At 68.1% G+C, this 22344-nt stretch carries 23 protein-coding genes and 1 pseudogene; 11 read left to right on the forward strand and 13 right to left on the reverse strand.

What is annotated here, in order from left to right:
* From GT354_RS12310 to GT354_RS12320, 3 genes and pseudogenes are all read right to left on the reverse strand, one after another.
* Positions 1–458: pseudogene (locus GT354_RS12310) on the reverse strand (DUF4232 domain-containing protein); the annotation flags it as partial.
* Between the two features lie 521 nt (positions 459–979).
* Positions 980–1606, reverse strand: a complete 627-nt coding sequence (locus GT354_RS12315) for a glyoxalase (protein WP_161356334.1) — start codon at positions 1604–1606, stop codon at positions 980–982.
* Between the two features lie 138 nt (positions 1607–1744).
* Entirely contained in the window at positions 1745–3034 is a 1290-nt protein-coding gene (locus GT354_RS12320) for a helix-turn-helix transcriptional regulator (protein ID WP_161356336.1), read from the reverse strand.
* A 185-nt stretch (positions 3035–3219) separates the two neighbouring features.
* On the opposite strand from GT354_RS12320, the gene GT354_RS12325 reads away from it, so the two are divergent.
* The 4 genes from GT354_RS12325 (at position 3220) to GT354_RS12340 (ending at position 6632) form a co-directional block, all read left to right on the forward strand.
* A complete protein-coding gene (locus GT354_RS12325; protein WP_161356337.1) occupies positions 3220–3363 on the forward strand; it encodes an albusnodin family lasso peptide in 144 nt (47 codons plus the stop codon).
* Positions 3364–3454: 91 nt separating this feature from the next.
* A complete protein-coding gene (locus GT354_RS12330) occupies positions 3455–5281 on the forward strand; it encodes an albusnodin/ikarugamycin family macrolactam cyclase (RefSeq protein ID WP_272923808.1) in 1827 nt (608 codons plus the stop codon).
* Positions 5278–6057: a lasso peptide biosynthesis B2 protein gene (locus GT354_RS12335; protein ID WP_161356339.1), complete on the forward strand. Its 780-nt coding sequence runs from the start codon at positions 5278–5280 to the stop codon at positions 6055–6057. Before GT354_RS12330 ends, GT354_RS12335 begins: the two co-directional genes overlap by 4 nt.
* Positions 5949–6632: a GNAT family protein gene (locus GT354_RS12340; protein ID WP_346011995.1), complete on the forward strand. Its 684-nt coding sequence runs from the start codon at positions 5949–5951 to the stop codon at positions 6630–6632. Before GT354_RS12335 ends, GT354_RS12340 begins: the two co-directional genes overlap by 109 nt.
* 44 nt (positions 6633–6676) lie before the next feature.
* On the opposite strand, the gene GT354_RS12345 is transcribed toward GT354_RS12340, so the two are convergent.
* On the reverse strand, positions 6677–6865 hold the full coding sequence (locus GT354_RS12345) for a DUF397 domain-containing protein (protein WP_346011996.1): 189 nt from the start codon (positions 6863–6865) through the stop codon (positions 6677–6679).
* A gap of 2 nt (positions 6866–6867) precedes the next feature.
* Positions 6868–7767, reverse strand: a complete 900-nt coding sequence (locus tag GT354_RS12350) for a helix-turn-helix transcriptional regulator (RefSeq protein WP_161356342.1) — start codon at positions 7765–7767, stop codon at positions 6868–6870.
* A gap of 84 nt (positions 7768–7851) precedes the next feature.
* Here GT354_RS12350 and GT354_RS12355 point away from each other — a divergent pair, with 84 nt between their 5' ends.
* A complete protein-coding gene (locus tag GT354_RS12355; protein WP_161356343.1) occupies positions 7852–8067 on the forward strand; it encodes a hypothetical protein in 216 nt (71 codons plus the stop codon).
* Positions 8064–8684, forward strand: a complete 621-nt coding sequence (locus GT354_RS12360; RefSeq protein WP_161356345.1) for a hypothetical protein — start codon at positions 8064–8066, stop codon at positions 8682–8684. The genes GT354_RS12355 and GT354_RS12360 overlap by 4 nt, the downstream gene beginning before the upstream one ends.
* Positions 8685–8790: 106 nt before the next feature.
* Here the strand turns inward: GT354_RS12360 and ccsB are convergent, their stop codons facing one another.
* The 6 genes from ccsB to hemL form a co-directional block, all read right to left on the reverse strand.
* Positions 8791–9801: a c-type cytochrome biogenesis protein CcsB gene (ccsB, locus tag GT354_RS12365; protein WP_161356366.1), complete on the reverse strand. Its 1011-nt coding sequence runs from the start codon at positions 9799–9801 to the stop codon at positions 8791–8793.
* 44 nt (positions 9802–9845) lie between these two features.
* The gene (locus tag GT354_RS12370) at positions 9846–11552 is read right to left on the reverse strand and encodes a cytochrome c biogenesis protein ResB (protein ID WP_161356346.1); all 1707 of its coding nucleotides are present in this window, start codon (positions 11550–11552) and stop codon (positions 9846–9848) included.
* Entirely contained in the window at positions 11552–12307 is a 756-nt protein-coding gene (locus GT354_RS12375) for a cytochrome c biogenesis protein CcdA (RefSeq protein ID WP_161356347.1), read from the reverse strand. Before GT354_RS12375 ends, GT354_RS12370 begins: the two co-directional genes overlap by 1 nt.
* 4 nt (positions 12308–12311) lie before the next feature.
* Complete coding sequence (locus GT354_RS12380) at positions 12312–12911, reverse strand: TlpA disulfide reductase family protein (RefSeq protein ID WP_161356348.1); 600 nt, start codon at positions 12909–12911, stop codon at positions 12312–12314.
* A gap of 125 nt (positions 12912–13036) precedes the next feature.
* Positions 13037–13741, reverse strand: coding sequence for a histidine phosphatase family protein (locus tag GT354_RS12385; protein WP_161356349.1), 705 nt, complete (start codon positions 13739–13741; stop codon positions 13037–13039).
* A 2-nt stretch (positions 13742–13743) separates the two neighbouring features.
* The gene (hemL, locus tag GT354_RS12390; RefSeq protein WP_161356350.1) at positions 13744–15060 is read right to left on the reverse strand and encodes a glutamate-1-semialdehyde 2,1-aminomutase; all 1317 of its coding nucleotides are present in this window, start codon (positions 15058–15060) and stop codon (positions 13744–13746) included.
* 309 nt (positions 15061–15369) lie between these two features.
* On the opposite strand from hemL, the gene GT354_RS12395 reads away from it, so the two are divergent.
* The 5 genes from GT354_RS12395 (at position 15370) to GT354_RS12415 (ending at position 20277) form a co-directional block, all read left to right on the forward strand.
* On the forward strand, positions 15370–16353 hold the full coding sequence (locus tag GT354_RS12395; protein ID WP_161356351.1) for a hypothetical protein: 984 nt from the start codon (positions 15370–15372) through the stop codon (positions 16351–16353).
* Positions 16354–16751: 398 nt separating this feature from the next.
* The gene (locus GT354_RS12400; protein WP_161356352.1) at positions 16752–17183 is read left to right on the forward strand and encodes a hypothetical protein; all 432 of its coding nucleotides are present in this window, start codon (positions 16752–16754) and stop codon (positions 17181–17183) included.
* A 103-nt stretch (positions 17184–17286) separates the two neighbouring features.
* Complete coding sequence (locus GT354_RS12405; RefSeq protein WP_161356353.1) at positions 17287–17976, forward strand: TetR family transcriptional regulator; 690 nt, start codon at positions 17287–17289, stop codon at positions 17974–17976.
* Between the two features lie 36 nt (positions 17977–18012).
* Positions 18013–18951 carry a TauD/TfdA family dioxygenase gene (locus GT354_RS12410; RefSeq protein ID WP_161356354.1) on the forward strand — a complete coding sequence of 313 codons (939 nt, stop codon included), beginning with the start codon at positions 18013–18015 and terminating at the stop codon, positions 18949–18951.
* Positions 18952–19275: 324 nt separating this feature from the next.
* Complete coding sequence (locus GT354_RS12415) at positions 19276–20277, forward strand: helix-turn-helix transcriptional regulator (protein WP_161356355.1); 1002 nt, start codon at positions 19276–19278, stop codon at positions 20275–20277.
* Positions 20278–20893: 616 nt separating this feature from the next.
* Here GT354_RS12415 and GT354_RS12420 read toward each other — a convergent pair.
* Together GT354_RS12420 and GT354_RS12425 are read right to left on the reverse strand one after the other, a co-directional pair.
* Positions 20894–21085: a DUF397 domain-containing protein gene (locus GT354_RS12420; protein ID WP_161356356.1), complete on the reverse strand. Its 192-nt coding sequence runs from the start codon at positions 21083–21085 to the stop codon at positions 20894–20896.
* A 303-nt stretch (positions 21086–21388) separates the two neighbouring features.
* A complete protein-coding gene (locus GT354_RS12425; RefSeq protein WP_161356357.1) occupies positions 21389–22318 on the reverse strand; it encodes a hypothetical protein in 930 nt (309 codons plus the stop codon).
* Positions 22319–22344 lie beyond the last annotated feature (26 nt).

Here is a 22344-nt window from a genome sequence, read left to right on the forward strand (position 1 = left end):
CCGGACATCGTGCAGTTGTGGCCGATGTTCCTGAACGTCACCAGGACGGTGTGGTCGGCGTCGCCGCTGATGGTCGCGTCTTCCGCCCGCATCTGCAGGTCGGCGGTGCGGCACTTGCCGATCGAGCCGCTGTCGCCGGATCCGGCGCCGCCGGTCGTGGTGCCTTGCCCGCCGGAGGTCTTGCCGGAGGATTCCTTGGTGGGGGAATCCTTCTGGGCGGCAGGGGAGTTCTTGGTGGCGGAGTCCTTGCCGGCGGCGTTGTTCCCGCCGCCGTTTTGGTTGCCGCCCGTGGCCGAGGGGGCAGGCGGGGGGACCACCGGCTGGGCGGCCGGAGGGGCGGCCGGGGAGCCCTGCGCGGCATTCGAGCCCGAGTCCGATTCCTGGCACGCGGTCATCAGCATGGCGCCGCCGACGAGGGCTGCGGAGACGAAGACGGCCTTGAAGCGGTTGGCGGACATGTGAAAAACCCCTTGGTTTCAGGTCGTTGGAGCCGAAGCGTTTTCGGTTCCTCGGTGGCTGCCTGATCCACTATGAAGCGGCCGTGGGCCGAGGGGATACCTGCGTCGTCGCTCCACGACGCCGCCGTCACAGACCGGTTACATGGTCACGAGCGGGAACAGGGTGCGCCCGATTCGCCCCGTTCCGCTCCCTGGCGACTATGCGTTTTCCCTGGTGGCAGCGGTCGCGGTCCGACGCGGCGAGCGGTTACAGGAGCCCCACCGACCTGCGGCGCAGCCGCCGTTCCCACCGCAGGTCCGGTAACACGCGGGCCCACCGTGATTCGGATGGTGCCGGCCCGGCGAAGAACTACGCGAGAGGGATCTTCAGGCGGAAGTCCCCTCCCTGAAGCGCCTGTTCGCACCCACCAACCGAATCCATCGATCGGCCCCACCTCCGACACAACGACCGCCGGCCTGGCACCGCGACCGGCAACAACCGCCCGAACACAGCCCGTTGCCCACCGGGCGGCATCACCGCATCAGGGTGTGAGTGCCGGCGATGCCGCCTCCCAGGCAAAGCCGTCCGGGTCGGTGAAGGACCCCGCGTCGCCGCCGATCGTGAGCCGGTGCGATCCGGTGCCGTCGACAGGGACACCGGCCTCCTTGGCAAGGGCACGACGCCGATACAGCGCCGGCTTGACGGGCCCCGACCCGGCGTCGAATTCGACGTACACGCGGCCGAAGCTCTTCGCCACGGCGAGACCCTGACCGACGTAGAACCGCTTGCTCGCGGCCACGTCCGCAACTCCCAGCAGGAGCACGATCTCGTCGATCTCCCGAGTGACCGGACCGGTGTCCTTCTTCGCCGACGCCGCGACCTTCCAGATCGTCCCGTCCGGAGCACGCACGACACCGCTGTAGCCCCAGAGCGACTTCGCGGCCGGCTTCAACAACGTGGCCCCGGCATCGAGAGCCGTGCCGACAAGGCTGTCCACGGTGCCCGGCTGGGACACCGTAAGCGCGAGCAGGAACCCACGAAAGCCGGTCGAAGGCGCCTCCGAGGCCCGCAACCGTATCTGCGAGCCCAATCCGAAAGCGGAGGTATAGAAGCGCTCGGCAGCCGCGAGGTCGGCCACATCAAGGGTGACGGATCCGATAAATGTCATGCCCAAGACGCTAGTTCCGCCCCCACCCCCAACGCTTCTCGATTCCTGACCGTTCCACTCACCGCAACACATCGGCCCGAACCCCTTCATGGATGCCGGGGCCGACATGGCGCAATCAACCTCCCGATCGTGAGGCGATCAAACACCGACAGCTCGGACGAGTTCCTTCACACCGACAGCCCGAGGATGGCGCTGTGCGAGGTCGTGGGTCAGCGCTCGCATGGACGGTCGATTGCGGACCTCCGCCGGCGCCTCACGCAACGCCTCCATGAGGGCTGCGACAGTCTGGTCCGGCTTGCCCCACAGCCACCAGGAGCGCGCCATGTCGGTGTGGAAGCGGCCTCTGCGCTCGGGCGTGTCGAAGTGGCGCGATGTGAGATCACGGCTGGCGTGGACAGCGGCCCCCGCGTCGCCGAGCGCCCAGTGGACACCCACCTCGTAAAGTGTCACCGACGCGGACGTGATCTTGACCGCGTCGTTGCCGGCGAGGCGTTCAGGGATGCGCGCCGCAGCCCTTCGGGCGTCGCGCATCAGTTCGAGCGCCGTCCCGCGATCCTCCGACCCGGCGGCCGTGTACGCGCAAGTACACAACATCTGGGCATAGGTCGCGGCCTGCTCTGGGGTCCGCAGACCCGTGCGCTCAACCCGTGCGGCAGCCTCCAAGGTGATGCGCTGCGCAATCGCTCCTTGTCCTTGGTGCCGGAGCACGATGCCGAGCATGCGCGCCGAAGCGGCCTGCGCGAGCGGTGCTCCGGATTGATGGGCGTAGACAGTCGCACGGTCGGCGGCGCTCCGTGCGGCGCTGTATCGGCCGAGCTTGGACATGGTCTGGGCGCACAGGTCGTAGCACGCGGCGAGGCGGGACAACGCCCCTTCGTCGACAGCCTCTTGCGCGGCCGTGTGCGCAGTCGCAAGCAAATCCGGCATCGCAGCGATGAGCCGGGCGTGATCGCCTGCGTCGTACGACGCACGAGCACGACCGAGCCACTGAAGAACGTCCACCGAGCCGGCCGGACCGCCGGTGGTGGTGGGAATAGTAGCCAACGCATTATCGACACCGACCAGAAGCGCCCCCGGAACGGCGGCCAGCGAGCCGGCCAGCAGCGAACGACGGCGCATTGGCTCCTCCTCGTCCCGCCGCTCGGCGGTCACAACCACCCTAGCGGGTAGCGGCTCCGTCACACCGAGTACTGCGGCGAGGACACGAGGCGGCATGCCCACGGCGACGGCCGCAGCCCGCAGCTTCGCGAGGTCATCTTTCCCCTGCCCCGTTTCGAGGCGGGACACAGCCGACTGCGAGTAGCCGATGAGGAGCCCGAGATCCGCTTGCCTCATGCCCTTTGCAGTACGCCCGGCCCGAACCAGAGGACCAACCCGACAATCGCGAACGAGGGCGTGCATATGCGGTGAGTCCCACAGATCTGCCATCTCGTGCCCCCGATCAGACGCAGGGATATCCGCCTCACCGTAGCCAGATGATCACGCTCCGTCGAGGTTATGTGCACGATTCGCATACGGCATGCACATCCCGCACATCGCAGGCTCGTTCGCGCCGGACGGTGCTGTCCTAGGTCGTGATGGCACATCCGCCATCCCCAGCCAGGAGGTACCCGATGAAGCAGCCCGAAGTCCGCGATCCTCGTCTCTCCCGCACCATCCTGCCCATCACGCTCGGCACCGCCGGCGCCCTGACTCGTGGCGGCACCACGAGCGGCAGCGAGAACAAGCGCAAGGTCTACGCGACGACCATGCGCTGACCGCGAATCCGTCGGCCGCCCTTGCCCGCGCGAGGGCGGCCGACGGCATCTCATCCCTTCCGCGTATCGAAAGGAACAAGAGCGCATGATCATGGGTGGATTTGTCCCTGGTGCACCTCTCGGCACAACGCCGCTACCGCTGTCTGCAATGGCCCATGACCGACTGCCTTTGTGGTTGATCCCCGAAGGACCGCTTCCAGACATCCGAACCGGACGATCGGCCCGTCGAATGGTTTGCGTGCTCGGCACCTGCGGCGCCGACGATCACGCTTTGCACAAGATCGCCGTTCAGGGCGTGCGTCCGCCGGACCTGTGGCGATGGCCGGGCGCCTACGTGCTGGTCGAGATCAGCGAGCGCCGCATCGCCTTGTACGCAGATCTGGCATCTGCCGTCCCCTTGTACTGGACTCGAGCACCGTCGGGGCCGGCGTGGTCCACCTCGGCCCGGGCACTCGCGGGATTGATCCACGCGGCTGTAAATCCGATGTGGTTGGCGGTGCGGCTGCTCACCCCCGCCAATCCGAGTGCCATACCCACCCTGTCGGCGTTCACCGGCATCCACCGAGTCCCCGGTGGGCACCGCGTGGACCTGACGCCCGCCGAGGTACGAGCACCAATCGCGCTCTGGTCCGCCGAGCCGACAACCAACGCAACCGAGGCCGCCACCCGCTTCGGGAACGCCCTGACCGCGTCCGTCGAACTTCGGACCTTCCAATGCCAACGCCTCACTGCCGACCTCAGTGGCGGTATGGATTCGACGGCGGTGACCCGCGTCGCAGCAGAAAACCTTGCCGGGCAAGGGCGATCGGTGGCGGCTGTGACCCTGCATCACCAGGACGCACCGACCGGAGGCGACCTGGATCACGTGACCGCCGCGGCTGCCCATTCGGCCATCGAACACCACATGCTCGCGCTCGATGACCGCCACCAACTCTTCACTGGACTCGAAGAGATCCTGCCCCCCACCGACGAGCCCGCTCCAGCGACGATCGGTCACGTTTTCTTCGCTCACCAACTCCGTTACGTCCGGGACACCTTCGGCAGCGACGGCCATCTCACCGGTGACGGCGGGGACACGCTCCTGTCCCCACCTCTGCTCTATCTCGCCGACCTGTTGCGCACCGGCCGCCCGCACACAGCGCTCAACCACGCACTCGGTTGGGCCCAGGTCCGCCGCACCCACCCGGTGCAGCTTTTCAAACAGGCTCAAGTGGCGGCCGGAACGCCCTATGCCCTCGCATTTCGACGCGCCGCCCGAGTACTGACCGGGGAGGCGAAGGGCCCCGGCGGCATCTCGCTCCTACCCGTGGAACCACCGGCAGCATGGGCGACTGAGAGCGCGAGGTACTCGGCGGCGAACGTCTACAAGGAAGCCGCCCGCCGCGCCGACCACGCGGCCCCGATCGGTGACCTGGCGAACGCGGTGACATGGGACCAGATCGGCGAGATCGGCCGCACCGCTGCAGCCGACGCCTCCCTTGCCCACACGCTCAGCGGGGTACCACTTCACAACACATTCTGCGACTCGAACGTTGTCGCCGCTGCTCTTGCCTGTCCGTCCCCGACCCGTAGCCGCCCCGACGCCTATAAGCCCCTGCTCATCCGGGCACTGCCACAAATCCTCCCCGCCTCGATCGCCGCCCGAGTCACCAAAGGCGAGTCGACCAGCGACCACATCCGAGGAATGCGGACAAACATGGACACCGTCCTCCTCTTGGCCGACGGACATCTCGCCGCTCTTGGCCTGCTCGACATCGACGCCTTCCACGTGACCGCGCGGCGTACCGCCGCCGGTATCGGGCCCGGCGACGACGTCGAACCCGTGCTCGCCACGGAGATGTGGCTGCGTGCCCATCACGAGACCCCGGCCTACAAGTGGCGCTATGGGCCCGCCGCCCACCCCCGGGAGAACGAGTGAGCATCCACATCACAACCGGCCTGCGCACCTACGCCGTCGACTTCGCTGCGAGCGGCGTAATCGTGCTCATGGACACTCGCGACGGCGCAGTCCAGACCCTCATGGAACCCGCCGCCACATGGTGGCGCACTCTCGCCTCCACCGGCGACAACCACACGGCCGCCGTCACCGCAAACCTGTCCGCCACCGAGGCCACGGGTTTGACCGAAGCCCTCATCGCCGCCGGACTGCTTACCCTGACGACGCGGCCCGCTCCCTGGCCCGCACCCATCGTCGGACACGACCCTGGGCCCAACTGGGGTACGCATACAGTCCCGGTCGCACTCCCGCACGACCTGCGACCGTCGCTGCGGGTCGGCGCCGCCGCCTGCCTCTCGTTGGTCGCAGTGTTGACCATCACCCACCTGGGCAGGCGCCGACGCTATTTTGCCCGGCATCTGACGCTCGCCCGAACCATCACCCGATGGAACGCACTTCGCCGAGCACCGCACGCCGACCTCGACGTGGCCATCGAATCCGTCCGAGCCGTTCGTTATGCCTCACGATGGTGCCCCACACGGGCTGTATGTCTGGAACAGAGCACCGCAGCACTGGTTTTGTTGACACTCCGCGGCCGCTCGGCCGCGTGGTGCCAAGGCATCGCTCCCGATCCGGTCCGCCTGCACGCGTGGATCGAGCACACTGGCTCGGGAGAGCCCATCGACGAACCGGCGAGCACCGCCGCCTATACATCCGTCCTTCGCATTCCCGGGAGGCGATCGTCATCGCGCACCTGACCGGACCCGAGCTTTTCCGTTCCGACGGCACCGTCGCGATCGGGCCTCTGCGCCGAGATCTCTTGGACGTCTACCTCCGCTGGACCAATGACCCCGTGACCATGAGAGGCAACGGACGCACCGAACTCGAGGACCGCGAGGCGCTACGCACCGGGCTCGACGTCATGTTGTCGGGGGAAAACAGGCACGTCACCATCTACGACCCGGCTCGCCGGGACCACGGCGCCGGCCCGCTCCCCGTCGGCACTGCGACCTTGTCGATCGACCGTCCCGTCGCGGCTGCCGAGTACCTGATCACCCTCGGGGAGGAGGGCCGAGGCCGTGGACTCGCGGCTCCCGCCACACGCCTCGTCCTCGACGTCGGCTTCGAGGACGAGGGCCTGGAGAACGTGTACCTGACCGTCCTCGAACCCAACGTCGCCGGCATTCGCGCCTACAAACAAGCGGGATTTCGCCTCATCGGTCATCGCCGCCGCAGCGCACTGTGGGCGGGTAGGCGCGTGGACGAGATCCTTATGGACGCGATCCCCACTTCGCGAACGAGTGGCCGAGGCCGGCAGCCGGTGGCGACGTGAAGAGACTGCTTCGCGCATCCGCGAAGCAGTTTCTCTCGTGTGGGTCAGCCTTGGATGCTGTGGAGCAGTGCGGTCCAGGCTCGCGGCGAAGCCTGGATCGAGCCTGCGGCGCGGTCCTTGCTGTCTCGGATCAGGGTGTCCATCGCGGCCGTGGGCGCGATTTCGACACACTCACCGTTGCCCTGGCTGTACGTGGACGTCCGCCACGAGAAGATGTCGGCCTGCTGGGTCACGTTCAAAGGTCCTTCACCTGATTCCGGATCAATGTCTGCGTCGCGGCGACGCTCAGCGCGGCGGCTCTCATGTGATCGAACATCACGCCGTACTGCTCGATCTCGCCGTCCCGGTCAGGGTATGGGTCCGTGCTGCCTTCGACGTACACGATGTCCGGGTCGGCGGGATGCGCGTAGTTCAGGATGACGAACGGTCCTACCAGTGTCCCAAAGTGACCGCCCGCTGAGAACGGAATGACCTGTGCGATGACGTTGGGAAGCTCAGCCATTTCCAGCAAGCGTTCGAGTTGCTCGCGCATCACCTGCGGTCCGCCGACGACCCGGCGGATCGCGGCCTCGTCGAGCAGCGCGCGTACCTCCAAGGGAGCCGACCTCGTGAGGATCCGCTGCCTTGTCATGCGCACTTCGAGACGCTGTTCCAGAGCATCCTCGTTCAGGCCGATCGTCGTGGCGCGGTTGATGGCCTCGGCATAGTGCTCGGTTTGGAACAGACCCGGCACCACGTGTTGGTATGTGAGCATCTGCGATGCCTCGGCCTCAAGGCCGATGTACGTCGAGTACGGCACCTCGCTGTAGAGCTGCCACCAGCCCTTCTTGCGGGCCTCACGGGTCAGGACGGCAAGTTCGTCGCGACGTTCGGCGTCTTCCACCTTGTACAGGTCGAGCAGTTTCGTCACATCCGCCGCCGTCGGAGCGGTGCGGCCTGTTTCTATGCGCGACAGCTTCGAGTTCGACCAACCGAGGGCACGCGCCGCGTCGTCGCCGTTGAGTCGCGTGTTCGTCTCGCGGATCGCTCGCAGTTCGAGGCCGAGTCGCCGTCTGCGCACCACAGGGCTTGATGTGTTCACGTCGCCCAGTGTGGCGGCGCGCTCCCTGTGTGTCGAGAAAATTTGCAATTGCATGCCGCAGTGAGATTGCGCGATGCCCTGAGACAAGTAGAGACTGATGAAATCTAGCCATCCGTTACGGAAAGGGTGCAGACAGTCATGGCCGACATCCGATTCACCACCGTCAATCCCGATACGCCGCTGCTGCGGGACAAGCAGACCGGTGTCGTCTCCGTTCCCCTTCTCGTGCACGACGGCGAGGGGCAACCCACGAGCATCACCGAACTGCTTCTCGACTCCGTGCGGGCCGAGTTGTTGCACGCGAGCTTGTCCCGGGCCCTGAACGGTCAGGACCCGAAGGGGCGGGAGCGGTGAGTACCGAGATTGCGATTCGAAAGAGTTTCGTGCGGGCCGGGGAGTCGGCCGGACTGGCCCGGGCGAGTATGCGGCGAGTGTGTGAGGAGGCCGAACTCGACGGGGAGTGGCGCGACGATGTGGTCCTGATGCTCTCCGAGTTGGTGGCCGACGCCGCGTTGTGCTCCACCGTGGACTGGGTGACGGTGGACATCCGGACCCAGTACGCCACCCTCGAAACCGGCGAGCTGACCCACGTGCTGCTCGTCGGGGTGCAGGAAGTGGTGCCTCGGTCGACATGGTCGCCGTACGGGTACACGCAACCGCTTGTGCCGCCGCGGCGGTTCGTCCGGGGGCAGGGGCTGGGAATCGTCGCCGAGGTGGTCGCCGGGTGGCCCGGGGGCGAGTGCGGGTGGTTCCCCGGTTCGGGTGGGCCGACGTCGTGGTTTCTCGCGAGTGGGATCGATCCGGGGCTGGTCACCGGGTCGATCGCGATGTACGTGATGCCGCTCCGCGGCTATCGGGACGAAAATCTGCTTACCGCCGCGATGCTCGGCGACCCCGGGTCGGCCGCCATCCCCGCGCCGGGCGAGAGCCTGGGCCCCGTCGTCACCGAATCGGTCGCTGCCGAGGCGTAGTCGGGCGGGCCGGCTTCACCGATCACGCGGTGGCATCCGCGCGGTCACCCGAACACACGTCGGCCCCGGCGCCCGCCAAGTGGGGGTGCCGGGGCCGACGTACGGGTCAGACGCCCGCGTACGAGTGCAGGCCGTTGACGAAGATGTTGACGCCGTAGTAGTTGAAGAGGAAGCAGGCGAAGGCGATCAGGGAGACGATTGCCGCCTTGGTGCCCTTCCAACCCGCCGTGGCGCGCGAGTGCAGGTAGGCCGCGTAGGCCACCCAGGTGATGAAGGACCAGACCTCCTTGGGGTCCCAACCCCAGTAGCGGCCCCAGGCGTTCTCGGCCCAGATCGCGCCGCAGACGATCGCGAAGGTCCACAGCGGGAAGATGATCGCGTTGACCCGGTAGGCCGTCTTGTCCAGCGAGGCCGCGCTCGGCAGGCGGGCCAGCTTCTCGTCGAAGCGGCCGAGCTTGTCGCCGCGGGCGATCTTGCCCTCGTACTTCTGCCGGAACAGGAACAGGATCGACGCGAGCGCGCCGATGTGGAAGGCGCCGAACGACACGATCGCCGACGCGACGTGGATCCACAGCCAGTACGAGTCGAGCGCCGGCACCAACTGCTCGGAGTCGGTGTACAGCACCGTGACCGCGATGCCCAGCGTGGTCAGCACCGGGAGCGTCACGAACAGGCCCAGCCAGCGCACCGGGTACTTCCACAGCAACACCAGGAACGCCGCCACCACGACCATCGACACGGCCGTGGAGAACTCGTACATGTTGCCCCACGGCGCCCGCTCGACCGCGATGCCGCGCGCCAGTACGGAGCCGGCGTGCAGCAGGAAGCCGAGCACCGTGAGCGAGATCGCGACGCGGCCGAGCCGGTCGGCGCGTTCGTTGCCGCCCGACACGTTGCCCTGGTCGTCGGCGTCGCTGCCCTCGTGCCCGATGTCGCGCACGACCACCTTGGGCCGCTCCGCCAAGGCCACACCGCCGGCCGCGCCGACCGCCACGGGTTCGGCGACCTCGACCGACAGCGTCGCCGATCGCTGGGCCACCGCACCGCTCGTACCGAACGTCCATTCCATGCAGTACGCGAAGAACGCCATCAGGTAGACGGCGATCGCCGAATACATCAGGACGTTGCTGAACTGTGCGAGGTTCTCGTTGACCTCCACGCTCACTCCTTGACCTTGGTGCCGGGTGAGTTCGCCGGCGCGGCCTCGCGCAGCGCGTCCACGAACTCCTGTACCTCTTCGCCGAGTCCACCGCCCTCGGTGCGGGCGAGCCCGCCGACCTCGACGACCGTGTGGCCGTCGGGGCCCTCCACCGCGCGCACCCACATCCGGCGCCGGCGTACGAACAGTGACAGCACGAGGCCGACGATCGCGGCCACCACGCTGAAGAGTGCGAGACCCTTTCCGGGCTCGCTGGCGACCTGGAAGTTGGCCCAGGTCTTGACGCCGTCGAAGGTCATGGTGCCCGCGCCGTTGGGCAGTTCGACGGTGTCGCCGACCTTGAGCGCCTTGCGCCAGACGTCGTCGCCGGCCATGAACTTGGTCATCTTGTCGGCCTTGAGGGCGTAGAGGTTCTGCGGGACGCCCGAGTCCATGCCCAGGTCGCCCTCGTAGCCGCTGACCATGAGCCTGGGGTTGAGCAGCGACGGGAACACCGAGATCGGCCCACGCTTGGGGTCGATGAGCAGGTTGCCCTGCTGGTCGATCGGCGCGCTGGGCAGGAACTGGGCGTCGAAGGCGAGTTGCTTGAGCCCCGGGCTGACGTCGGGGACCTTGATCACGCCGGTCGAGGTGCGGTTGCCGTCCTGAGGCAGGAACACCGTCGGGCCCGAGTGGACGACCTTGCCCGTGGCGTCGCGCACGGTCACCAACGGCGCGTAGCCGGTGGCGATCATGAAGACCTTCGTGTCGCCCACCTCGAGGGGGTGGTTGACCTTGATGGTCCCCTTCTTGTCCTTGCCCTCGTGCCCGTACCAGGACTCGATGTTGGCGGTGAAGGAGCGCGGTTCGCCGCGCTTGGCGCCGGTCGGCTGGAAGGTCTGTTCGACCGAGTTCAGCCGGAACCCGAACGGCTCCAGGCTGTCCGAGTCGACCAGGGCGCCGAACTGACGGTCGTCGTACTGGGTGAGCACGTTGGCGAAACTGCCGCCCTCGACGACGATCTTGCCGCCCTTGACGCTGTAGAGGCTGCCGAGCGCGAACGCGACCAGGATCCCGAACAGCGCGATGTGGAAGAGCAGGTTGCCCGTCTCGCGGGCGTAGCCCTTCTCCGCCGCGATCGAACCCGGGCTCGGGTGCAGCCGGAATCGGCGCTTCCTGAGCGCGGCCCGCGCGGCCACCAGCACCGCGTCCGGGTCGGCCGAGGTCTCCCATCGCGCGTACGCCGGGAGCCGGCCCATGTGCCGCGGCACCGCCGGCGGCTTGGCCCGCAGCGTCTTCGCGTGGGCCCACACGCGCGGCACGATGCAGCCGGCGAGCGAGACGAACAGCAGGATGTAGATCGACGCGAACCACCACGACGCGAACACGTCGAAGAGTTGGAACTTGTCCATCACCTTCGCGCGGGTGGGATGGTCGCGGAAGTACTGGCTCACCTTGATCGGGCTGACCGGTCGCTGCGGGATCAGTGTCGGCGGGGTCGCCGCGATCGACAGCATGAACAGCAGGATCAACGCGACCCGCATCGACGTCAGTTGCCGCCACACCCAGCGCAGCCAGCCGACCACGCCCAGTTGCGGCTGGCGGATCTCGTCGTCGCCGCCGTCGTCCTGCGCGGGCGTCGTCGAGATGCCGGCATCCGCCCGGGCCTCGGGCGGCTCGGTCCGGTCGAGCTTGTCGAGCTCTTCGTCGCTTCGGGCGGTGGGGCTCATCAGAATCCGATCCGGTATCGCGTTGCCCAGGACTGCGTCTCGCGCATCACTTGGTCCCACGCCCCCGTGAGCATGAGCACGCCGAGCAGCACGAGCATGCCGCCGCCGATCCGCATCACCCAGACGTAGTGCTGCTTGACCCAGCCGAACGCACCGAGCGCCTTGCGGAACGCGACCGCGGTGAACAGGAACGGCAACCCGAGGCCGAGACAATAGGCGACCGTGAGCAGCGCGCCCCGGTTCGCGCTGGCCTCGCTCGTGGACAGGGTCAGTACGGCCGTCAGCGTCGGCCCGACGCACGGCGCCCACCCGAGGCCGAAGACCATGCCGAGCAGTGGCGCGCCGACCAGTCCTATGGTCGGCCGCTTGTGCATCCGAAACTCGCGCTGCATGCCGGGGAGCACGCCCATGAAGGACAGGCCCAGCACGATGGTGACCCCGCCGAAGATCTTCGTGATCGTCGACTGGTGTTCGATCAAGGTCTTGCCGAAGTAACCGAACGCGGCGCCCATCGAGACGAACACCGCGGTGAAGCCGAGCACGAACAGCAGCGCGCCCAGGAAGAGCCGGCCGCGCCGGGAGTCCTTGAGGTCCGCGCCGGAGACACCGGTGACGTAGCTGAGGTAGCCGGGGACCAACGGCAGCACGCACGGCGAGAAGAACGAGATCAGGCCGGCGAGCACGGCGATCGGCAGGGCCGCGAGGAGCGAGCCGGTGTAGACCGTGCTGTTGATCCCGTCCGCTGCGACAAGCACCGGATCAGACCTGCTCGTTGAGGACGGGGTCGATCATCGAGCGCAGTTCCTCGATGGTGACCGCGCGCAGGACGCGGGCCGCGATCCGGCCCTCGCGGTCGATGATCAGCGTGCTGGGGATCGCGTTCGGGTTCAACTGGCCGGTGAACTTCAGGATTTCGCGCGCGTCCGGGTCCCACAGGCTCGGGTAGGTGATGCCCTTGCTGCTGGTGAACGCGAGTGCGTTGTCCTGGGTGGCGTCACGGGTGTTGATGCCCAGGAACTGCACACCCTTGTCCTGCGTCTCCAGGTGTGCCTGCTGGAAGTCGGCGGCCTCGGCACGACAGGGCGGACACCACGAGCCCCACACATTGAGCACCACTACCTTGCCCCGGAAGTCGGCGAGGCTGACGTCCTTGCCGTCCAGGGTCTTGCCGGCGACCTTCGGGGCCTTGGAGCGTTTGTCCACCTTGGCCCGAACGATCCCGCTGTTGTCGCTGTCGACGTAACCCTTGCCGTCTCCGCCGCTCTTGCCGCCGGCGCTCATGCCGCCGCAGCCGGTGAGGGCGAGCAGGGCGGCTGCCGAGAGCAGCGCGGCACGACGGGGCAGGCGGCGTGTGAGCATGTGAAAAGTTTCGCATGCCCTCACGGCCGCTCCGCGCGGGGTCCGTCGTGCCGCCGACACAGCTTCAGTTCATCCCGATTCACACCATATAAATGGGGCGTTGTGCCCCGAAGTAAGCGAGAGCGCTACGCCCCGAAGCTCTTGTTCTGCTTCGCCTGCTTGCCCGCGAGCTTGGCCGGCAGCAGGTCGCGCGCCGGCTCGCTGTAGCCGACCGAGACGATCCGGTCCCCCTCGTAGGTGAAGGTGGTCAGCGACGCGAGCGAGCACTGCCGGTTGCGCGGGTCGTGCCACAGCCGACGACGCTCGACGAACGAGCGGGTCACCCAGATCGGCAACTGGTGGCTCACGCACACCGCCTCGTGCCCGCGCGCCGCGTCCCTGGCCGCGCCGAGCGCGCCCATCATCCGCACGACCTGCTCGATGTACGGCTCGCCCCACGAGGGCTTGAACGGGTTCGTCAGGTGCTTCCAGTGACCCGGGTTGCGCAGCGAACCGTCGCCGACCCCGAAGGTCTTGCCCTGGAAGATGTTCTCCGCCTCGATCAGGCGCTCGTCGGTGGCGATCTCCAGGTTGTGCGCGCCGGCGATCGGGGCGGCGGTCTCCTGGGCGCGCTCCAACGGCGAGGACACCACGTGCGTGATGTCGCGCCCGGAGAGGTGGTCGGCGACCCGCTCGGCCATCTTCAGGCCCAGCTCCGACAGGTGGTAGTCGGGCAGGCGGCCGTAAAGGATGCCGTGCGGGTTGTGCACCTCGCCATGACGCATGAGGTGGACGATCGTCACGTCGCCGCTGTTGTGCGACTTCCGATCGGTCTGCGGCTTCTGAGCCATCGTCAGTTCTCCTGGGCACTCGCGGCGGCACGGGCTGCGGCCGGCAGCGCGTCGAGGATACGGTTCACGGCCGCGTCGTCGTGGGCGGCGGACAGGAACCACGCCTCGAACGCGCTCGGCGGCAGGTAGACGCCGGCGTCCAGCATCGCGTGGAAGAACGCGGAGAAGCGGAACGACTCCTGGGCACGCGCCTGGTCGTAGTCGTGCACCGGCCGGTCGGTGAAGAAGATCGAGAACATGCTGCCGGCGGTGGAGACCGTGTGCGCGACGCCCTCCTTGCCGAGCGCGGCGGAAACCTCGGTGCGCAGCGCGAGCGACGCCCGGTCGAGGTGCTTGTACACCGCGTCGGTGCAGTTGCGCAGCGTGGTGACGCCGGCGGCGGTGGCGACCGGGTTACCCGACAGGGTGCCCGCCTGGTACACCGGGCCCAGCGGCGCGAGTCGGCCCATCACGTCGGAGCGGCCGCCGAAGGCCGCGGCCGGGAAGCCGCCGCCCATGACCTTGCCGAACGTCATCAAATCGGGCACGACGCCCTCCAGCCCGAACCAGCCCGCCTTGGACACCCGGAAGCCGGTCATCACCTCGTCGGAGACGAACAGCGCGCCGTGCCGTTCGCACAGCGCCTTGAGGCCGGCGTTGAAGCCGGGGCGCGGGGTGACCACGCCCATGTTGCCGGGGGCGGCCTCGGTGATCACGCACGCGATCTCGTCGCCGTGCACGGCGAACGCCGACTCGACGGCGGCGAGATCGTTGTACGGGAGCACGATCGTGTCGGCGGCGGAGGCGCCGGTGACGCCCGGGGTGTCGGGCAGTCCCAGGGTGGCCAGGCCGGAGCCGGCCGCGGCCAGGAGGGCGTCCACGTGGCCGTGGTAGCAGCCGGCGAACTTCACCACCTTGGCCCGCCCGGTGAATCCGCGCGCGAGCCGGATCGCCGACATCGTGGCCTCGGTGCCGGAGCTGACCAGGCGGACCTGTTCGACGGCCGTGACCCGGGAGACGATCTCCTCGGCGAGTTCGACCTCGCCGACGCCGGGCGTGCCGAACGACGTGCCGCGCGCGACGGCCTCGCGGATCGCCTCCTGTACGGCGGGGTGCGCGTGGCCGAGAATCATCGGCCCCCACGAGCACACCAGGTCCACGTATTCGCGGCCGTCCGCGTCGGTCAGGTACGGACCTCGGCCCGAGACCATGAAACGCGGCGTGCCGCCGACCGCGCGGAAGGCGCGGACCGGCGAGTTGACGCCGCCGGGGGTGACGGCCCGCGCACGCGCGAACAGGGCGGCCGAGGTGGGTGCGGGGTTCTCGTTGGCAGAGCTCACCCGGTCATGCTCTCAAACAAACCCGGGGCCGTGGACGACGCGCCCCTCGACCGGGCCGGGGCGTGGCGACGGACCAACCACATGGCCGCGCGGGGGGCCGCCCGTCGATCGCCGTTGGTTCCCGGGCATCCGCCACGCGAAACCGGGTGGCCGGCGCAGTATGATCGGGCGACCCGGACCCGTGCCCACGGGTGAGGTATGTCCGGCGGAGTGCAGCACGACGATCGGGGTGCGCGCGTGGCGGCGAGAACACGTCGGAGTGGTCGGTCCGGGCGACACCACCGGATAGCCGGCGGTGTGGTGCCGGCGGTGACGGTCCTGCTGACGCTGGTCGGGACGACGGCGTGCGGCGGCGACTCCGACGACGGCTCGAAGTCCGGGTTCATCGGCGCGTTGGACGCCGTGCGCGACGACGCGAGCACGCGGGCGTGGCTGGAGTTCGGCGACACCGCGGCGATCGTGAAGGCCAACGGGGGCACCGACCGGGCCGGACCGTATGCGAGCCTGCTCGGCATGGGCTACACCGACGTCGCCACGATGGGGGAACAGCTGCCCCAGGCCTTGGGGTTCGACCCGGCGAAGTCGCGCGAGGCTTGGTCCGCGGGTCGCGAACCGGACAAGGGCGGGGTGTTCGTCGGCGGCTTCGACAAGGGCACGGTGACCGACAAGCTCAAGGAGTTGGGCGGCAAGCCCGAACCGAGCGACTCGAACGTGTACCGCCTGCGCGCCGACAACGAGTTGGGTTTCGACGACCCGCTCGCCCAGAAACTCCCGTTGGGCACCGCCCGGTTCAACACCGTTCGGGTGTCCGATCGACAGGTCGGCTACGGTCCCGGTGCGCGCCTCGCCAATCTCACCCACGGCGCGAAGCTGGGCGCCGACTCGGATGCCAGGTCCCTGGGCGAGTGCCTGGACCACCCGCTCGCGGCGGTGCTCACCGACCGGGCCGGCGGCGGCGAGACGCCGAACGGGCCGCGGATCGCGGTGGGCGTGCGGGGCAAGTCCGGTGCCGCGGGCACCGAGGTGCTGTGTGTGGCCACCGCCTCCAAGGACGCCGCGAAGGCCGAAGCCGACCGGCTGCGCGCGGTGTTCGCCGGGGGCGGGACCACGTCGTCGGGCGTCGCGTGGAATGTCGTGCTCACCGACATCCGAGTCGAGGTCACCGACAGGCACGTCGTCGAAGTCACCGCGCACCCGTCGGGTCCGGTCCGAACCGGCGTGTTCCTGAAGGCGTTGAACGACATGTCACTGGGTATGACGTTCGCCGGCCGATCCCCGGGCGGGGAGTCCTGACGCATGCCGCTGCGGGACCGGTTCCGAGTGGTGCACACCTGTTACCCAACTGCGGTACGGGATGCACGAACGACCTGCGACGATCTTCAACGAGCCACCCCCATTCCCGCCTTGCCCTGTATCGACACAGCCGGCACCGACACACCCAGCACCGACATGCCGAGCAGCGCCGCCCCGAACGTCCACTCCCCGAGCACCCACTCCCCGACCCCCCTGTGTTCCCGGACAACCCGGCAGGCCCGGCAGATCCGGGTGACTCGGCTCGCCCCGAGGACCCGGCAGCCGCACCCGACACAGCCGACCCAGACGACCGAGACAACCGAGCAGGGAGCGATGGCGTCGGGCGCCACCAATGCGCGCACGTGTCACGGTGCCGACCTTCGACGGGAGGCGCACACGTGGGCGTGACGTATGAGTACTTCGGCGCACCCGATCGTGCGTCGGCCGCCCGGGTTCCCCCGCTGATCGATCCGGCGGACACGGTCGAGCGGCCCAGCAATTCGTACGTTTCCTTCGTGAAGCCGGAGACGGTCAGCGCGATGGTGCTCTCGCTCCTGGGGGACACCCCGCAGGACGCGACGCCGCCGTTGGAACTGGTCGTCCTGCATCCGGCCCACGCGGTCATGCAGTTGCCGCCGATGTTGATGGACGTGCTGCGCAACGCGACCGACGAGGAGTTGGGGGCGGCGGCCTTCATCTGGTCGACCTTCCCGGACCGGCGCGTGCCGCGGGACGCGTATCTGCTGTATCGGATGCTGCACGACTGGACGAAGTTCGCTCGGGAGCTGCATCACGCCGGGCATCAGTTGTACTGCCTGATGCACTCGTGACCCGGTCCCCTCGTGAGCGACGCCCCGGCACGTGGCGGATTCCTTCACGATCACCGGCCTAACCCACTTGAGTTATTAACCCACGCGGTTTAGCGTGCGACCCATGACAGGGACGCACGCCGGACCGGCGTCGGAACGTGGCGCCGGCGCCCGCCTTTTGATGATCGAGGCCGCCGAGCGGCTGTTCGCCGAGCGCGGCATCAACGGGGTGTCGCTGCGCGAGATCGGCGCCCAGGCCGGGCAGCGCAACACCGCCGCCGCGCGCTACCACTTCGGGTCGAAGGAGACCCTGGTGGACGCGGTCTTTCGGCATCGGATGGAACCGGTGAACGCGCGGCGCCTGGCGATGCTCGACGAACTGACCGAGGCCGGCCGCGAACACGACGTCCGCGGTCTGGTCGAGGCGTTCCTGTTCCCCCTCGCCGAAACGCTCGGCGAGCCGGGAAAGCCCAGTTGGTACCTGCGTTTTTGTGTGCACGCGGGTTTCGTCGCGGGCACTGCCGCGCGTGACCTCGCCCGCGAGGAGTGGACGCGCGGCATCTACACGGTCCGGGAGCGACTGTTCGACCTGAACGCCTCGTTGCCCCCGCGCATCCGCGACGACCGTTGGGTGTTGCTGTCCTCGTACCTCACCCACGCCCTCGCCGACCGCGAGATGGCGATGCACTATCCCGGCACCCGTCCCGTCTCCGACCGCGACGTCTTCCTCGCGGGTCTGACCGACACCGCGGTCGCACTGTTTCTGGCCCCGGTCTCCGACCGGACCGGGCGTCTGATCGAAGGATCCAGGTAGTTCTCCAAGCCCCGCCCCGTTTCAGGAGGTTCGGCAATGACGAGCACCATCGAACAACCCACCTACGACGACCCCACCCCCGCCGCGGCCGCCGCGCTCGGTCTCCAAGTGCGGCCGATGGCCGGGCACATCGGTGCCGAGATCTTCGGCGTCGACCTGACTCGGCCGCTGGAGGCCGCCGCGGTCGCCGAGATCCGGGCGATCTGGCTGAAGTGGAAGGTGGTGTTCTTCCGCGACCAGCACCTGACCCAGGAACAGCACATCACGTTCGCCCGCCAGTTCGGCGAACTCGCGCCCGGACACCCGACGTTGCCGGCCGCCTTCCCCGAGCACCCGGAGATCCTGCTGCTCGACAACCAGCAGATGGGCATGGGCGGGGGCGGCGGTTTCGTGGAGAGCCGCTGGCACACCGACGTCACCTTCATCCCGAACCCGCCGACCGCCTCGATCCTGCGCGGCGTCATCGTGCCGCCCTACGGCGGCGACACGCAGTGGTCCAACCTCGTCCTCGCCTACGAACGACTGTCCGACCCGCTCAAGGAGCTCGTCGACGGGTTGCACGCCGTCCACCACAACACCCTTCCGATCAAGCGCGGCGAACTTCCGGGCAAGCTCGCCAAGCAGTTCCTCGGTGAAGGACTGCGCTCGGTGCACCCGGTCGTGCGCGTGCACCCGGAGACCGGTGAGAAGGTCCTGTTCGTCAACCCGAACTTCACCAGCCACATCCTGGAACTGAGCCGCCAGGAGGGCGCGCACGTCCTGGAGATGCTCTACGAGCACATGGCCGACGCCGAGTTCAGCGTCCGCTTTCGCTGGCAGCCCGGCAGCATCGCGTTCTGGGACAACCGCGCGACGGTGCACCTGGTGCCCACCGACGTGCCGCCGGGCATGCGCCGCTCGATGCAGCGGGTGACCCTCGCCGGAGAGAACTCGGTCGGCCCCGACGGCTCGCAGTCGTACCCGTTGGAGAACTGACCCGCGAAGCGGGCCCGCGGCCCGGGCTCACGGGTCCCTCGACCGCCCCCGCCGGTGCGCTTCGACGCACCGGCGGGGGCGGTCGTGTGCACGCATGGTGGCCGCCGTCCGTCCCCATGAGGCCGGTTTCGCGCACCTTTGACGTCGGTTTCGTACATCACCGGCTGACGGAGCGTGAGATCTGCGAGCCGGACATCAGCCAGAGGGCTTGTCGGTGCCACCGATTCGACGCGATGCTGTTCTCCGGGTGGCGTTTGTGCACCACTCTCTCTGCGCCCTCGCTACGTGCGAGATCGCTGTCCTTAGCCGTTGGGGGACCGGCAGATGCCGACAAGGGATCCGATGTTCCAGGGGCGCAGGCTCCGAGCGTTTCTCCGCCAGACGCGTGAGGCGTGTGGCTTCACCCAGCGAGACGTCGCGCTGGAGATGGATTGGTCGCTCTCGAAGCTGATCCGGATCGAGACCGGTCAGGTCAACATCTCGACCACCGACCTGCGGGCGCTGCTCCAGCACTACGGCGTGAACGACCCGGCCCGCGTGGCCGATTGGGTGGACGCGGCCCGGGCGTCGAAGCAGCGCAGTTGGTGGTACTCGTACCGCAACATGGTCACGACCGAGTTCAAGGTCCTGCTCGGCTACGAATCCTCGGCGACGGTGATCCGCAACTTCGAGCCGCTGCTCGTGCCGGGTCTCTTACAGACCGAGGAGTACGCCCGCGAGGTCATCCGCATCCTGGCCGGCCCGGACACCGCGGGTCTGGAGGACTTGGTCGACCTGCGCATGGAGCGGCAGGATCGACTGGTGCGCCCCGACGGGCCCAGGCTGCACTTCATCGTGGACGAGAACGTGGTGCATCGCATGGTCGGCAACTCGGCGGTCATGCGCAACCAGATCCGCCGCATGCGCGAGTACGCGGAATGGCCCAACATCACGCTGCGCGTCATCCCGTTCTCGGCCGGGCTGTACTCCCGGGCCCGAATCGCGTACCAGCTCCTGGAGTTCCCCGATGTCGAGGACGAGGCCGTCCTGTTCATCGAGAACGCGTCCGGCGACATCGTCATACGCGAGAGCAACCAGGAGGATCCGCCGCTGGTCTCCCCGCTGTCCTACCTCGAAACCTTTTGGGGGATCGAGCAGTTGGCCTCGCGAGACCTCACTCCGGCGATGCTCGACACCGCTCTGGAGCGCTTCGGCCCCACCGCGTCCGCGGCGCCGGAGTCGGACGCGGACGACGGGGCCGAGGGGCACCGGGGCGCCGACTCGGACGTGGGCTCGGGCTCGGGGCAGGGCTCGGGCTCCGGCTCGGGGCAGGGGTCGGGCGAGTAACCGATGTGCCGCAGGCGTACTGGCAACAGGCCGGCTGCCTGTACGCGCGCGGCCACGACGCGAGTTGAGTACAGACGAGTTGAATACTTACAAAGAGCCACTTGGCTGATTGCGTATTCCTGCGCATAATGGCTAGTGGTATCCGTTGCTCGATGTCGGAGAGCAGCACGGTGTTGCGGCGGCCACCGCAACGCTACGAACGAGTTGTTCCGCAGTCAGATTTCATGACTTGTCGGGGCAACTCGTTCTTTTTTGCCCGAGGGTGGGTATTGCCGAAGAGTAACGACTCTGGCGGAACCGGACGGGCGTGTGCACAATCCAAGTGAAGGCTTCTTTGCCGTCCTATCCGACAGTCTGAAAGGACGGCCCATCACGAAAGGAAGTGAGACGTAGTGCAAGATGACTTCGAGAGGATGCTTCGCGTGATCTTTCTGCTCGTTGCCGTGGCCGCGGTAACTGCGGGGGCGCTTTACTACTCCCTCCGAGCTGCCGGACTGCTCTCCCTCATCGGGTAACGGATACCATCCACCGCTGAGACCATCCATGCGCGGCCTGCCTCCAAGAGCAGGCCGCTTCGCATGTCCGCAGAGTGAACCACCGGCCGTTGCCCCGGACTTCAGTACTCCGCGTGGCCGGTCCGCTGCAAGAAGGCCCCCCATGAGCGCGAGCCGAAGGCCAGGCGTGGCCCGTAGGGCTCCTTCGAGTCCCTGACCTGCACGTCGTCGGCCCATCGGGCCTCCACGCAGTTGCTCAGGCCGCTTGCGCTGCTCTTGCGCCACGCGGAATCCAGCGGTTCGAACTCCGCCATGGTCTGCCTCCGATATGGGCCGATGGGAATGGTTGAAACTGCCGACCGGATGGTTCCGCGCAGGTGTGAACCCTCTGCGGGGCGACCGACTTCGAGGGCGCGCAAAGCATAACCCTTGGCGTCGCCCATCGTTAAATCCTTCACCCGCCCGATTGACACCCATCAGTGCGCCGCCCCGCTAATGGACAGGTGGCTGATTGCCGGTTCGCTCACCCGTCCGCAGTATTCCCCCGGCTTCGAACCAACTTACGGGATATGGGAGGACCGAGAAGGGAAGAACCCAAAAGATATGAGTTCGGAACGTCAAGGACCGGTTTCGTTCTTTCCGATCCGATCCTGCAACGTCCCGACCAACCGCTGGATCGGCTCGACGGGCGGCGTGGACGGTGGGCCGATGACCGACTCGTGCACGACGGCCACCAACGGGCCGCTGCGGACGACGCCGTAGTCGGCGTACTGCGCTTGGCCGTCGACGACGCCTTGACTGCGCCAGATGAGGCCGGAGCGGTCCAGGCTCTTGATGTTGGCTCGACCGTTGCCGTCCAGGTTGGGCAGGTTCGTCGCCGGGCACGCGCCGTCGAGCCCCCTTCGGAGATCGGACGCCGCCAGCTCGGCCGAGTTCTCGTCGTTGTAGCGCACCAGCAGCACGGACGCGCCGCCCCCGCCATCGTGCGAGTAGATGCGCTCCTGGGCCTCGACCGCGCCGAGCCCGGAGAAGGTCAGCGACGTGCACGGGCCGAAGTCGTCGGTCACCGGCGGCCGGGTGTCCGTGACGCGCCAGTTCTCGAACACGCCGGGCACCACCATGAAGTCCGCGGGCGTGGGGAAGAGTGCCTCGGTCAGCGGCGTGGCGGCCGCCACGGTCGCAGCCGGCGTCTCGGCCGACATCTGCGACGGGGCGGCGGAGCGTACCGGTGTGGCGCTCGCGACGCTCTCCATCGACGCCAGCGACGGGACCGCGGCGGCCTGCTCGTGCTGCGGTCGGCCAGCGTCGTCGTCGTCTCCCACGACGCCCACGAAGGACACCCCACCGGCGAGGACCACGAGCGCGGCCACCGAGACCGCGATCCTGTTCCGCACCCGTCGGCGCCTGACCGCGCGGTGGACGGACTCGACGGGCGGGCGGGGCGCGTGCGGCGCGAGATGGACGACCAACTCGCGAAAGCGCTCGTCGAGCCGGTCCGCCGCGTGGCGGTCGTCGTGGTCGTCCGCGCTCTCAGGGCTGTGCCGCATGTCCGAACTCGCCATTCCCACTCGAC

This window comes from Streptomyces sp. SID3343 (assembly GCF_009865215.1).
In the GTDB taxonomy this organism is placed as follows: domain Bacteria; phylum Actinomycetota; class Actinomycetes; order Streptomycetales; family Streptomycetaceae; genus Embleya.

What these genes read in the sequence shown, in the direction of transcription:
- GT354_RS12315 (WP_161356334.1), bottom strand. Translation starts at nt 1,606, where the DNA reads ATGACATTTATCGGATCCGTCACCCTTGATGTGGCCGACCTCGCGGCT.
- GT354_RS12320 (WP_161356336.1), bottom strand. Translation starts at nt 3,034, where the DNA reads ATGGCAGATCTGTGGGACTCACCGCATATGCACGCCCTCGTTCGCGAT.
- GT354_RS12325 (WP_161356337.1), top strand. Translation starts at nt 3,220, where the DNA reads ATGAAGCAGCCCGAAGTCCGCGATCCTCGTCTCTCCCGCACCATCCTG.
- GT354_RS12330 (WP_272923808.1), top strand. Translation starts at nt 3,455, where the DNA reads ATGGGTGGATTTGTCCCTGGTGCACCTCTCGGCACAACGCCGCTACCG.
- GT354_RS12350 (WP_161356342.1), bottom strand. Translation starts at nt 7,767, where the DNA reads ATGCAATTGCAAATTTTCTCGACACACAGGGAGCGCGCCGCCACACTG.
- GT354_RS12355 (WP_161356343.1), top strand. Translation starts at nt 7,852, where the DNA reads ATGGCCGACATCCGATTCACCACCGTCAATCCCGATACGCCGCTGCTG.
- ccsB (WP_161356366.1), bottom strand. Translation starts at nt 9,801, where the DNA reads ATGTATTCGGCGATCGCCGTCTACCTGATGGCGTTCTTCGCGTACTGC.
- GT354_RS12370 (WP_161356346.1), bottom strand. Translation starts at nt 11,552, where the DNA reads ATGAGCCCCACCGCCCGAAGCGACGAAGAGCTCGACAAGCTCGACCGG.
- GT354_RS12380 (WP_161356348.1), bottom strand. Translation starts at nt 12,911, where the DNA reads ATGCTCACACGCCGCCTGCCCCGTCGTGCCGCGCTGCTCTCGGCAGCC.
- GT354_RS12385 (WP_161356349.1), bottom strand. Translation starts at nt 13,741, where the DNA reads ATGGCTCAGAAGCCGCAGACCGATCGGAAGTCGCACAACAGCGGCGAC.
- GT354_RS12405 (WP_161356353.1), top strand. Translation starts at nt 17,287, where the DNA reads ATGACAGGGACGCACGCCGGACCGGCGTCGGAACGTGGCGCCGGCGCC.
- GT354_RS12410 (WP_161356354.1), top strand. Translation starts at nt 18,013, where the DNA reads ATGACGAGCACCATCGAACAACCCACCTACGACGACCCCACCCCCGCC.
- GT354_RS12415 (WP_161356355.1), top strand. Translation starts at nt 19,276, where the DNA reads ATGCCGACAAGGGATCCGATGTTCCAGGGGCGCAGGCTCCGAGCGTTT.
- GT354_RS12420 (WP_161356356.1), bottom strand. Translation starts at nt 21,085, where the DNA reads ATGGCGGAGTTCGAACCGCTGGATTCCGCGTGGCGCAAGAGCAGCGCA.
- GT354_RS12425 (WP_161356357.1), bottom strand. Translation starts at nt 22,318, where the DNA reads ATGCGGCACAGCCCTGAGAGCGCGGACGACCACGACGACCGCCACGCG.